Raw genomic sequence first — 12,785 nt, forward strand, 5'->3', positions numbered from 1 at the left:
GTTAGATATAAGAAACAGTAAGGGGGGCAGGAAATGAAGGGTAAACAGGTTAAGCTGTATAATATCGGATTTCATCCTATTTTTCTGTTTCTTTTTCCGCAGATGTGGCTGATCTCATTGCCGCTAAATTTTATTATGGACAGCGCGATTCTTTTGATAGGGCTGAAAGTATTCGGTAAAACGGAAATCAAGTTCAATTATAAAAAAGTCATTCTGAAAACATGGATTTTTGGATATTTGTCTGATTTAATCGCGACAGGCTTATTGTTTGGTTTCGAGTGTATGGCCAATTTGTGGAGGGGAGATATTCTTGTAAATCCGTTCGGCAGTGTGAGCTCATTTCTGCTGGTTCTGGTATCTGTTGCGTCAGCAGGTTTTTTGATCTACCTATTCAATTATAAAATAGCGCTTAAAAAGACAAATCTGGACAATGCAGTTAAGAAAAAAGTTTCTTTATTATTGGCATTGTGTACAGCTCCCTACTTATTTTTTATGCCTGTGGTTTGGTAACAGCTTCAAATTTATATCAGACTTATAAAAGCAGCCGGAAGCATTAAACCGCCGGCGCGCGGAAAATCATTATTTTGAAAGGACTAAGATTTATGTACGAGGAAATTAAAGAGCAGATGGTCGAGATATGCCATAAAATGTGGCAGAAGGGCTGGGTAGCCGCCAACGACGGAAACGTTACTGTGAAGGTGGGAGAAAACAGGTTTCTCGCAACTCAGACGGGAGTAAGCAAGGCGTATATTACGGCGGATAAGATAGGTCTTATCGACGGAGATTTCAATATAATCGAAGCCAAGGAGGGCTGGAAGCCTTCATCAGAAGTAAAAATGCACCTGAGATGCTATGAGCAGCGCCCCGACGTCGGAGCGGTCGTTCACGCTCACCCTCCGGCAGCGACCGGCTTTGCCTGCGCTCATGTGCCGCTTGACGATTACTGCATGATCGAAACGGTAATCGCCGTAGGCTCGGTTCCCATAACTCCGTACGGTACTCCGTCTACATATGAGGTCCCCGACGCGATTACGCCCTATCTTCAGGAGCATGACGTTATGCTGCTTGAAAATCACGGCGCGCTGACTGTAGGAGCGGATCTGATTACCGCATATTACAGAATGGAAACTCTTGAGCTTCAGGCGCAGATCTCGCTCAACGCAAGGATTCTCGGCGGAGCGGTGGATATTTCAAAGGAGAATATCGACAGACTTATAGCAATGCGCCCTCAGTACGGAGTTACCGGAAAGCATCCCGGCTATAAAAAATATCATTGAGATTACTGACCTATCGTCGGCTGAAAGCGGAAGTTTTCGGTATGCTGATGATCTGTCGGATCAAACTTTTATGAAATTGCTGACGCAGGCAAAGAAAGCTGTGCCGCCGAATCCTGAAGCGGTGCGGCTTCTTTTGGTCCGCGTTTTTATTTTCATCTTATCCGCCGCGGGCATTGGTTTTTAAAGCGAAATTTTCGGTATGTTTCGTAACGAAAAATAAAAGCTGTTCAAATTACCGAAATTTTTATTTTGGAAAAACAGTTAATTTTGATAAATAACATTATTTTTCTCCGAGCGTATTATGCAAGAAAGCAAAAAGTGATAATAAATTGTAAAGTCTATTGTCGAAAATTATTTAAGGTGCTATAATTATCTTAGTAAGATATTTTAGCAAAGACTGCGAAAACGATTAATTTAAATATTTTCGCAAAGGGGGCGGCTTTTTGAACTATATAGTGCATTATGATATCTGCGCTTTGGTGCTGTATGCGGTAACTATTGTCGTTTTCTGTATACGGAAAAGGGTTCCGTGCAGGAGGAATAAGGCGTTCGGCTTTATGCTGGGGACGGCTGCGGTTTCCTGCGTTCTGGATCTGCTGTGCGTATTTACCACGTCGGAAACGGTGGGGCGGTTTTTGAAAATGCTCTGCCACGTTTCGTATTATGTTACGCATAATCTAATAACGTTTGCTTTTATGATATACGTTTTATTTCTGACGGATAATTTTTCAGGCAGGACAAAAGGCTTTAAGGCTGCTTTGTATGCACCTATAAGCGTTGATTTGATTTTGATTCTTACTTCGCCTTTTACAAAATGGATAATTTATCTTGATGACGGCGGCGCTTATACAAGAGGTCCCCTTCAGCCCGTATGTTATATAATTTCCGTTTATTATCTTTTGTTCGGAGTGGTATATACGCTGAGAAACCGCAGGATGATATCCACTCAGGTGGTCGTTTCAATAATGGGCTTTGTAGGAATGACCTGTGTCGCTGTAGTTATCCAGTTTTTTAATCCTCATTTGCTGGTTGAATGTTTCGGCGGCGCGTTGTGCATTATGCTGGTTATGTTTATGCTTCAGAATCAGGACGATATAATGGATTCGGTAACTAAAATGCTTAACAGAAGCACATTTGCCAACAACTGCATGATAAATTTTTCGGCGGATAACGCCTTTGCGGTGCTGCTGATAAAAATACCTGATTTCACGCTTCTTATGAAAACCTTCGGAGGGCGCTTTTCAAATAATCTGCTGAGAAGCTTTTCGGAGTATCTTTATTCTTTTGTCAATCTGGGAGACGGATATTATCTGGAGGACGAATGCTTTGCGCTTACATTTTTCAGGGATTATGACAGAATCGACGGAATATACAGGGAGATAGACGCAAGACTTAGTTCCGACTGGAAGATTGGCGCTGTTGACACAGTGATTTCCGCAATGTTTCTGCGCATCGACTGTCCTGCGGACGCTTCGGACGTTGAAACGGTCATGGATTTCATAGAGCAGTTCAAGCAGTATTCGTTTTCTGATAAAAAGCTTTATTACGCGGAAAACATAAATCTTTACGACAGAAAAAGGCGCTTTGATGTTGAAAGAGCTATTGAAAGGGCGCTTAAGAACAAGACGTTCAAGGTTTATTATCAGCCTGTTTTCGGCTCTGAGGAGAATAAGATAGTGTCCTGTGAAGCCCTGCTGCGTCTTATGGACGATGAGCTTGGGAATATCCCTCCCAGTGAATTTATACCTATTGCTGAGCAGAACGGAAGCATTATGAAAATAGGCAGATTTGTTTTTGAGGAGGCCTGCCGTTTTATAAGAAAGGGTTATGCGGCCTTACTGGGAATAGAGTATGTTCAGGTAAATCTTTCAGTGGTTCAGTGTATGCAGTCTGATCTGACTGAGAATTTTGTAAACATCATGGACAGATACAAGATAGATCCGTCGCAGATATGTCTTGAAATAACCGAAACCTCGGCGGCCTACACCCCGCATATTATGGAACAGAATATAAAGCAGCTTTCGGCGATTGGAATAAAGTTTGCTCTTGACGATTACGGAACCGGTTATTCAAATATGAATTATCTGCTCAATCTTCCTTTTAAATATATCAAGCTTGAAAAAGAGATCACAGGAAAGGCGCTGAATAATGAAAAAGCCAGAATAGCAATAGAAAGTACTGTGGCCATGATCAAAAAGCTGAATATGAAAATAGTGGCGGAAGGGGCGGAAACCGCGGAGCAGGTTGAAACGCTGCTTGAAATGAAATGCGATTATATTCAGGGCGTTTATTTTTCAGAACCTCTTGCAGAAAAGGATTTTCTCAAATGGGCAGAAAGCTTTAATGCGATAAATTTAAAGGTATAAAAACAAGACGGACAAATCAGACTTTGTCCGTCTTGTTTCATTAAAAGCGCTTAGTCGGCCGGATCAAGGCTTTTTGTCCTCGTCGTTCAGATTTCCGAGAGAGAGGGATTTGAGATAGGCGTTTATAAAGCCGTCCAGCTCTCCGTCCATTACCGCGTTTACGTTGGAGGTTTCATAGCCGGTCCTGTGATCCTTTACAAGAGTGTATGGCATGAAAACGTATGAGCGTATCTGGGCGCCCCAGGCTATTTCCTTCTGAACGCCTTTTATATCCTCTATTCTTTCGAGATTTTCCCGTTCCTTGATCTCAATAAGCTTGGATTTAAGCATTTTCATCGCGTATTCTCTGTTCTGGAACTGGGAACGCTGAGTCTGGCAGGCGCATACTATTCCGGTAGGCTTATGGATAAGCCTCACCGCGGATGAGGTTTTATTGATATGCTGACCTCCGGCGCCGCTGGAGCGGTAAACCTGCATTTCAATATCCTCAGGTCTGATTTCTACCTCTACAGAATCGTCGATCTCCGGCATAACGTCAATGGCGGCGAAGGAGGTATGTCTGCTTCCCGAGCTGTCAAAGGGGGAGATGCGCACAAGGCGGTGTATGCCGGATTCGCTTTTTAAATATCCGTAAGCGTTTTCGCCCTCAACGATTATAGACGCGCTTTTTATTCCTGCGTCGCCGCCTTCAAGATAGTCGAGAGTTTTGACCTTAAAGCCGTGAGCGTCGCCCCAGCGGTTGTACATTCTGAACAGCATTTCACACCAGTCCTGAGCCTCCGTTCCTCCGGCGCCGGCATGGAAATTGATTATCGCGTTGCATTTATCGTATTCGCCGGTCAGCAGGGAAGCAAGCGTTAGCTCGTCGACTGATTTGGCAAGGGCTTCTATTTCGCTTTGTATTTCCTCGGTCATGCTTTCGTCGTTTTCCTCCGCCGCCATATCAAGCATGACCTCAATATCTTCAAAGGAGCTTTTTATTTTAGCGTAGCGTTCAATATTGCTTTCAAGGCCTCTGGTTTCCTGGAGAACCTTCTGAGACAGCTCAAGGTCGTCCCAGAAGCCGGGCTCCGCCGCCTTTTCCTGAAGCTCCAGTATACGTTCCTTGCTGTTTTCAATGTCAAAAACCTCGTAAAGCTCTTTGATTTTAGGTCTGTAGCTTTCAAGCTCAGTCCTTAGATTTTCTAAAAATACCATAGATTAATCTCCTTATTTTATCGTCATACTATATTATAAAGCTTTTTTTATAAAAAGTAAAGAAAAAATAGCAAAAACTCTTTCTTTTTTTGAAAATGTATGCTATAATTAAACTGATTTATTTACAGATAAATGTATCGGTGCGCTTTTGGAAAGGAAACATCGTTATGGGAAATTATATCGGAACAAAATGTATCAGCTGCGGCGAGGTCTTTAAAGAGGGAGACGACGTTGTAGTGTGCCCCGAATGCGGAACTCCGTATCACCGCGCCTGCTATGAAAGGGAAGGGCAGTGTATAAATACTGAGCTGCATGAAAAGGGAGGCTCGTGGCAGCCGCATTACGATTCGGACACAGCTTCGGCAAATACGGATAATCAGCCTGTAAGATGCGCCAGATGCGGCGAAACAAATCCGCCTGACGGTCTTTTCTGCAAAAGATGCGGTATGCCGCTGACAGTTAATACAGGAGAAGAGCGTCCTTTCAACGTTCCTCCAAACTATAATTCGCAGAATTTTACACAGCAGGGAAACGGGAATTTTTCAAACGGCGGCTTTTATCAGGGAGCTTCTCCGTTCGGCGCCGGAAGGCAGATGACCTTTGATCAGGATTCGGATATCGACGGGGTAAAGCTGGGCGATTACGCTAAGTATGTCGGAAAAAATCCTATAGTTATGCTTTCAAATTTTATCCGCTTCGGCAAATTCGGAGGGAAATCAAGTCTTAATCTGGGAGCGCTGCTTTTTCCGCAGTTTTATTTCTTTTACCGTAAAATGCCGCTTGTCGGATCGCTTTTTATGTTTCTCACTATTCTTACAGGAATTCCGAGCCTTCTGTATTCTTTTCAGTCGGGCATTATGGGTATAGATGTGATCTCGGCAAGTATAGATCTGTCCGGCGAAGCGTTCGGGACGATTCTGAATGTTGCTTATTTGCTGTCGATGGCTATAAGGGTAGTACCCGCGCTATTTGCCAACTACTGGTACTACAGGACTGCAAGAAAGGATATAATGTCGATCCGCGCCGTTTATTCCGATTCCGGCAATGAGAATTCGATAAAGGAGCAGATAGCCGCTAAGGGCGGAACCTCGTTTGCGGCGCTTATAATGTCTGTGCTGATTTTTATGACGCTTAATATTCTTGTACTGTTTCTGATAAATAAATTTTTGACGTAAATTTACGAAATGTTAATAATCACGGCGCATAAACTTGATTGACAGATTTTTCGGGCTGTGGTATAATAATTAAGTTATCCTTGCTTGTATTTTGTATACAGGCGAAATCCAGAAGGAGGTGCAGTATTAATGGCAAAGATTAATGAAACTTACGAGGCAGTTGTTGTTTTCAGCTCAAAGGCAGGAGAAGAGGCTGTAAAGGCTCTTACCGACAAATTCAATGAGATGATTCAGGCAAATGCGTCCGACGTTGAGATGAACGATTGGGGCAAGCGTAAATTGGCTTATGCTATTAACTATGAAACGGAAGGAAATTATGTGCTTTGGAATTTTACAAGCGACACATCTTTCCCTGCTGAGCTTGAGCGTGTTCTCAAGATCACAGACGGAGTTCTTCGTTTCCTGATCACAGTAAAGTAAGCCGGTTGAAAAGAGGGAAAGGTTATGCTTAACAGAGTTATTTTGATGGGTAGAATAACGCAGGATCTTGAAGTGCGCCAGACTCCGAACGGGGTTTCGGTCGTTTCATTCACTGTGGCGGTTGACCGCAGCTTCAAGGGTCAGAACGGCGAGCGCCAGACTGACTTTATAAACTGTGTAGCATGGCGTCAGCAGGCGGATTTTATCGGCAGGTATTTTGCAAAAGGCAGAATGATCGCGCTTGAGGGAAATCTCAGGACGAGAACCTACGATGATAAAAACGGCACGAAGCATTATGTTACAGAGGTTTTTGTAGACAGCGTTTCGTTTACGGGTGAAAAAGCTGACGGCGCTTCTCAGGGCGGTTATCAGAACAATTACGGATCGTATTCTAATAACGGCGGATATCAGAATAATAATTATCAGCAGAATAATTCATATTCAAATAATCCTCCGCAGCAGAATCAGAATAACAATTACGGCGGAGCTCCCGCCAATGATTCGCTTAATATAGGCGACCTTGACGATTTCGAGGTGTTGAGCGATGACGGAGTACCTTTCTGATTTGAAAATCATCGTGTTGAGTAAGGAGGATTAATTGTGGAGAGAAATAACAGAGCCGCTAAAAGAGGACGCAAGAAGGTTTGTATGTTCTGCGTTGACAGAGCTGAAAAAATCGACTATAAGGATATTGCGAAGCTGAGAAAATGCATGACTGAGAGAGCTAAGATCCTTCCCAGACGTGTTACAGGTACTTGCGCATATCATCAGAGAGAGCTTACAACAGCTATCAAGAGAGCTCGTCATCTGGCGCTTCTTCCATATGTTGCAGATTAATTTTTAATGTAAGCTGAGAGATATCCTCAACAGGGTATCTCTTTTTGTTTTGTATGAAACAGGAACGCTAATTTACAGTAATTTAGTATACTTTAGGGGTTGCAAAGTTAAAGGATATATGGTATCATATATTTGGTATCTAAAAAACAATGTTGTATACAGATAGGAGCAGCTATGAAAGATAGAATAAATATAAAGGAAAGTTCAAACGCGCAGGTTTACCCCTGCGTTCCTACCAGAGAGCTGGTCGTGTTCCCTAATATGGTAATGCATTTCGACGTGGGCAGACCAGGCTCTGTTAAAGCTATGAAAAACGCGCTTCAGGGAGAAGGCTATGTATTTCTTGTCGCGCAGAAGGACGTAAACGTCGAGCGTCCGGAAAAGAGCGACGTATATAAAATAGGTACTGTAGCTAAGGTAAAACAGATAATAAAAACTCCCAACGGCGTTTACAGATGTCTTGTAGAGGGCGTTCAGAAAGCGAGGCTTGCAGAGCTTATAGACAATGACGCCTGTTATGAGGCTGAGGTTAGAAATATTCCCAATTACGGCAGAGAAAATCTGAGCGAGAATGAGATAACCGCATTGTTCAGAGAGCTTAAGGAGGTTTTTGCGGATTATGCAAGGGTGCTTCCGAGGATGCCGCAGGAGCTTTATACTCAAGTAATGGGCGCGTCGGACGCTAAATCGCTTTTTGAAGCTATCGCGTTTAATATCGTGCTTCCTTTTGAGGATAAGCAGAGGCTTCTTGAGATTCCGTCGTCAGGCGAAAAAACGGCGTTCCTGCTGTCAGTGCTGTCAAGGGAAATTGATGTGCTGACGCTTGAGGCACAGATCCATGAGCAGGTTCATGCGGCGATAGAGCAGAATCAGAGGGATTTCTATATCCGGGAGCAGATCAAGGCGCTTCAGAACGAGCTGGGAGAAAACGGCTTCGGCGACGAAGCCGGAGATATGGACGAGATACAAAACTATGTTGACAGGATACATAGACTCGGAGCAGGCGATGAGGTTGAAAATAAGCTGCTTTCAGAGGTGAAAAGACTTTCAAGAATGGCTTCAGGCTCGCAGGAGGCTGTAGTAATAAGAGGCTATCTTGATACCTGTATCTCTCTGCCCTGGAATGTTTATTCCAAGGATCAGACCAACATAAAGAAAGCGCAGCAGATTCTTGACAAGGATCACTACGGCATGAAGAGAGTAAAGGAAAGAATACTTGAAAATCTTGCCGTAAGATCGCTTACTCCCGATATAAAGGGTCAGATAATATGTCTTGTAGGACCTCCGGGAGTCGGTAAGACGTCTATCGGAAAATCAATCGCGAAAGCGCTGAACCGTAAGTATGTCCGTGTTTCGCTCGGCGGAGTAAAGGACGAAAGCGATATCAGAGGACACAGAAAGACCTATGTGGGCGCTATGCCAGGACGTATAATCAATGCGGTCAAACAGGCGGGAACCAAGAATCCGGTCATACTGCTTGACGAAATAGACAAAATGAGCAATGATTTCAGAGGAGATCCCTCTTCGGCTATGCTGGAGGTTCTTGATTCTGAGCAGAACTTCTCTTTCAGGGATCATTATATCGAGCTGCCGTTCGACCTCAGCGACGTGCTTTTTGTTACTACCGCCAATACGCTTGAAACAATTCAGCCGCCGCTGCTTGACAGAATGGAGGTAATCGAGCTTTCAAGCTATACCAGAGAGGAAAAATTCAATATCGCAAAGAAGCATCTGATTCCTAAGCAGCTTGCCAAAAACGGACTTAAAGCTTCTCAGATGAGAATAACCAACGACGGTATATATGCGCTTATAGACGGCTATACCCGCGAAGCCGGCGTCCGTAAGCTTGAAAGAGCCATTGGTTCGCTTTGCAGAAAAGCGGCAAAGGAGATCGTTGAGGACGGAGCTGCCAAGGTTGTTTTTAAAGACGGCAATATTGAAGAATATCTCGGTCACAGAAAATATCTGCCGGATCTTGTGTCTAAGGAGAATCAGGTAGGCTGCGTAAACGGTCTGGCGTGGACCTCGGTAGGCGGAGTAATTATGCCTTTGGAGGTTCTGGTGCTTGACGGCAAGGGAAAGATCGAGCTTACCGGCTCTCTGGGCGACGTTATGAAGGAGTCGGCAAAAATCGCGGTCAGCCTTGTACGCAGCATTGCTGAAAAATATAAGATCAGATCGGATTTCTATGAGAAAAACGATCTGCATATCCACGCTCCCGAGGGCGCTGTTCCCAAGGACGGTCCTTCGGCCGGAGTAACGATGACTACCGCTTTAGTTTCCGCGCTCAGCGGCATACCGGTAAGATCCGACGTAGCCATGACGGGAGAAATTACGCTCAGAGGAAAGGTTCTTCCGATAGGCGGTCTGCGTGAGAAAACAATGGCGGCTTATAAGGCGGGTGTGAAAACGGTTATCGTACCCAAAGAAAATATGGGAGATCTTGACGAGGTCGACGACACTGTAAAGCTCGGTCTGGAGTTTGTATTTGCTGAAAAAATTCAGGATGTTCTTGATGCTGCTCTGGTAAAAAAGACTGATCCTGAGGATATTCCGTATGAGATTGTAAAACAGCCCGTTCGCAAGGCAAGCAAGGCGGCGGTGCAGAAATAGGTGACGTATGAATTTTAACAAAGCGGAGTTTTTTACCTCCTTCGGCAAGCTTTCTCAGCTTCCCGAGCCTGACAGGATAGAGATTGCTTTTTCAGGCAGGTCAAATGTCGGAAAATCCTCTCTGATAAATAAGCTTCTGAACCGAAAATCGCTTGCAAGGGTAAGCTCGGTGCCGGGTAAGACGGCAACGATCAATTTCTATAAGCTTGAGGATATATATCTTGCGGATCTGCCTGGTTACGGCTATGCCAAAACGGCTAAAAATCTGAAACGGGAGTGGAGCGAGCTTATAGGCGGCTACCTTGCCAGTCCCGACAGGTATCTCGAGCTTGTGTTTCAGTTAATAGATATGCGTCATTCGCCGACTTCGGACGATTTGCAGATGATAGAATTTCTTATTGAAAACGAAATGCCGTTTGTAATAGTGTTTACAAAGGCGGACAAGCTTAAGCCCAACGCGAGAAAGCAGCGTATGGCGCGGTTTGCACAGGAAATTCCTTATTTTGAGGATATAACCAGCGTTGAGTTTTCGGCGGTTACCGGAGAAGGCGTTGAAACGCTCAGGGAAATAATAGAGGAGGTCGCCGGAGCGGGCATACCGTCCGACGATTCGGAAGCGGAAAACGGTGAGGAAGAGCCGGATAATTGCCATGAGTTGGATTTGGCTTCAGGCTTTCTTACTCCGAGAAAAAGAAGAGAATAAAAAATTGTTGAAACCCCTTTACTTTTATCAAGTGATGTGCTAAAATAATATCAGGTAGTTTAGCGCTTTACACTATGAAAAGTAAGGGGCTTTTTGTTCAGCAGGTCTGTAAATCTAACTTTAAGGAGGAAGGTCTGTGTACGCTTTTTCATTTTCAGCTGTGAATTATGCGTGCGGGCGTTATTATGAAGGAAAAAATGGAGATAAAAAATCTTGACGAGCTCTTTGAAGCGGTTCTTTGTCTTGAAACAGTCGAGGAATGCAGAGCGTTTTTTAAGGATCTCTGTACCGTTCCGGAGCTCAAGGCTTTATCACAGCGTTTTCAGGTAGCGAAGCTGCTGACTGAAAATCATGTTTACAGCGACATAGTTTCGGAAACAGGGGCTTCAACCGCTACTATAAGTCGTGTCAACCGGTCTATTTCCTATGACGGAAGCGGCGGCTACAGCATTGTGTTCGACAGAATGAAGGATAAAAAGCAGGGATAGTATGAGCGGATACGGTAGGTTTGCATGGTTTTACGACCGTCTTACCGATAATGTGGAGTATGATAAAATAGCGTCTGTCATAAACGGGTATGTTGAGAGGTTCGGAGGCAGAAAGGGTATTCTGCTGGACCTTGCCTGCGGAACCGGCTCGCTCTGCGAGCGGTTTGCCGGTATGGGCTACGATGTTATCGGTGTTGACGGTTCAGATGAAATGCTTAATGCGGCTTTGGATAAAAAATGTGAAAGCGGACTGCCGATACAGTATCTTTGTCAGGATATGACGGAGCTTGATATGTACGGTACGGTGGATGTGACCGTATGCACTCTCGACAGTATAAATCATCTGTCGGATATTAAGGCGGTAAGGAAGGCCTTTGAACGGGTATCGCTGTTTGCCTATCCTGACGGAATGTTTATTTTTGACGTCAACACCTTATACAAGCACAGGGAAGTGCTGGCGGACAACGTCTTTGTATACGAGCCGGACGGTCTTTTCTGCGTATGGCAGAACCAATACGATCCTGCGGACGGCTCGGTAGACATATATCTTGACTTTTTTGAAGAGAACGGGCAGGGGGGCTACGGCAGATTCCAGGAAAGCTTTACCGAAAGAGCTTATCCGTGCGAGGCTGTCAGGCGTGAACTGGAGCAGTCCGGATTTGAAATTTTAGGCGAATTTGACGGCTACAGCGAAAGCCCTCCGAATGAGAAAACCGAGAGATTGGTTTATGTCACAAAAAAATGCAGATGATTTTTGCGGTACGAAAACTGCCGTTAAAGCTGAAAGGAGGATATGCTCGTTTATGCGGGCATAGTTTTATAGATGGGAAGAATAGTAAGAGCGATAAGCAAGGACGCTTCTGTTGTTTGCAGCGCCATTGACGGCAGAGACATAGTCGCGCGTATAGAGCAGATACATAAGACCTCGGCGGTCTGCACTGCGGCGCTGGGAAGGCTTACGCTGGGAGCGTCGCTTCTGGGCTTCGGGCTGAAGGGAAAGGACGATTCGGTAACTCTGAGAATGGCGGGGGGAGGACCTGCGGGAACGCTTATCGCGGTTTCGGACAGCTTCGGAAACGTTAAGTCCTATATTCAGAATCCGGTTGTGGAGATACCTCTTAACAGCGTGGGAAAGCTTGACGTGGGGGGAGCGGTCGGAACCGACGGAACTCTGAGCGTGATAAAGGATCTGGGGCTGAAAGAACCCTATTCGGGTCAGATACCGATAGTTTCCGGAGAGATCGCGGAGGACATTACAAGCTATCTTGCGGTAAGCGAGCAGGTTCCCAGCGTCTGCGCTCTGGGGGTGCTTGTAAATCCGGACCTTACCTGCGCTCAGGCCGGCGGATTTCTGATACAGCTGCTTCCGTTTGCGCCGGAGGAGGCAGCGGATGTGATCGAAAAAAATATCAGGTCTATGCAGTCGGTAACAAAAATGCTTTCTCAGGGGCTTTCGGCAGAGGACATTGCTATGAAAGCGCTTGAAGGTCTTGAGCCTGATGTGCTTGACGATTTTAAGGTGGAATACAGGTGCGACTGCTCAAAGGAAAGAGTCGAGCGCGCGTTGGTATCGCTGGGACAGCAGCAGCTTGAGGAGCTTTCCCGCGACGAGGTCACCGAAGTAAAATGCCATTTTTGCGATAAGGTCTATCATTTTACTTCCGGCGAAGTAAAAGAGCTTATGAAAAGATAGCTGAGTATTAAGAAAT

13 protein-coding genes are annotated in these 12,785 nt (G+C 45.0%); 12 read left to right on the forward strand and 1 reads right to left on the reverse strand.

Annotation, left to right across the window (positions count from 1 at the left end):
• Positions 1–33 precede the first annotated feature (33 nt).
• The 3 genes from EIH25_RS01100 (at position 34) to EIH25_RS01110 (ending at position 3,643) form a co-directional block, all read left to right on the forward strand.
• On the forward strand, positions 34–510 hold the full coding sequence (locus tag EIH25_RS01100; protein ID WP_124098092.1) for a hypothetical protein: 477 nt from the start codon (positions 34–36) through the stop codon (positions 508–510).
• A 92-nt stretch (positions 511–602) separates the two neighbouring features.
• On the forward strand, positions 603–1,277 hold the full coding sequence (locus EIH25_RS01105) for a class II aldolase/adducin family protein (RefSeq protein ID WP_124099615.1): 675 nt from the start codon (positions 603–605) through the stop codon (positions 1,275–1,277).
• 443 nt (positions 1,278–1,720) lie between these two features.
• Complete coding sequence (locus EIH25_RS01110) at positions 1,721–3,643, forward strand: EAL domain-containing protein (RefSeq protein WP_124098093.1); 1,923 nt, start codon at positions 1,721–1,723, stop codon at positions 3,641–3,643.
• Positions 3,644–3,706: 63 nt separating this feature from the next.
• Here EIH25_RS01110 and prfB read toward each other — a convergent pair whose 3' ends face one another.
• Positions 3,707–4,840: a peptide chain release factor 2 gene (gene prfB, locus EIH25_RS01115; RefSeq protein WP_124098094.1), complete on the reverse strand. Its 1,134-nt coding sequence runs from the start codon at positions 4,838–4,840 to the stop codon at positions 3,707–3,709.
• A 167-nt stretch (positions 4,841–5,007) separates the two neighbouring features.
• On the opposite strand from prfB, the gene EIH25_RS01120 reads away from it, so the two are divergent.
• The 9 genes from EIH25_RS01120 (at position 5,008) to hslO (ending at position 12,769) form a co-directional block, all read left to right on the forward strand.
• Entirely contained in the window at positions 5,008–6,015 is a 1,008-nt protein-coding gene (locus tag EIH25_RS01120) for an RING finger protein (RefSeq protein WP_164489117.1), read from the forward strand.
• 129 nt (positions 6,016–6,144) lie between these two features.
• Positions 6,145–6,435: a 30S ribosomal protein S6 gene (gene rpsF, locus EIH25_RS01125; protein ID WP_124098096.1), complete on the forward strand. Its 291-nt coding sequence runs from the start codon at positions 6,145–6,147 to the stop codon at positions 6,433–6,435.
• A gap of 24 nt (positions 6,436–6,459) precedes the next feature.
• A complete protein-coding gene (gene ssb / locus EIH25_RS01130; protein ID WP_124098097.1) occupies positions 6,460–6,999 on the forward strand; it encodes a single-stranded DNA-binding protein in 540 nt (179 codons plus the stop codon).
• A gap of 36 nt (positions 7,000–7,035) precedes the next feature.
• Entirely contained in the window at positions 7,036–7,272 is a 237-nt protein-coding gene (gene rpsR, locus EIH25_RS01135) for a 30S ribosomal protein S18 (protein WP_124098098.1), read from the forward strand.
• 174 nt (positions 7,273–7,446) lie between these two features.
• Positions 7,447–9,885 (forward strand): endopeptidase La, encoded by a 2,439-nt coding sequence (gene lon / locus EIH25_RS01140; RefSeq protein ID WP_124098099.1) that lies wholly within the window; start codon positions 7,447–7,449, stop codon positions 9,883–9,885.
• Between the two features lie 7 nt (positions 9,886–9,892).
• Positions 9,893–10,588: a ribosome biogenesis GTP-binding protein YihA/YsxC gene (yihA, locus tag EIH25_RS01145; protein ID WP_124098100.1), complete on the forward strand. Its 696-nt coding sequence runs from the start codon at positions 9,893–9,895 to the stop codon at positions 10,586–10,588.
• A 185-nt stretch (positions 10,589–10,773) separates the two neighbouring features.
• On the forward strand, positions 10,774–11,076 hold the full coding sequence (locus EIH25_RS01150; RefSeq protein WP_124098101.1) for a YerC/YecD family TrpR-related protein: 303 nt from the start codon (positions 10,774–10,776) through the stop codon (positions 11,074–11,076).
• A 1-nt stretch (position 11,077) separates the two neighbouring features.
• The gene (locus tag EIH25_RS01155; protein ID WP_124098102.1) at positions 11,078–11,827 is read left to right on the forward strand and encodes a class I SAM-dependent methyltransferase; all 750 of its coding nucleotides are present in this window, start codon (positions 11,078–11,080) and stop codon (positions 11,825–11,827) included.
• Between the two features lie 72 nt (positions 11,828–11,899).
• Positions 11,900–12,769 carry an Hsp33 family molecular chaperone HslO gene (hslO, locus tag EIH25_RS01160; RefSeq protein ID WP_124098103.1) on the forward strand — a complete coding sequence of 290 codons (870 nt, stop codon included), beginning with the start codon at positions 11,900–11,902 and terminating at the stop codon, positions 12,767–12,769.
• The last annotated feature ends 16 nt before the right edge of the window (positions 12,770–12,785 follow it).

It is taken from the genome of Ruminococcus sp. Marseille-P6503, assembly GCF_900604945.1.
GTDB lineage: Bacteria > Bacillota > Clostridia > Oscillospirales > Ruminococcaceae > FB2012.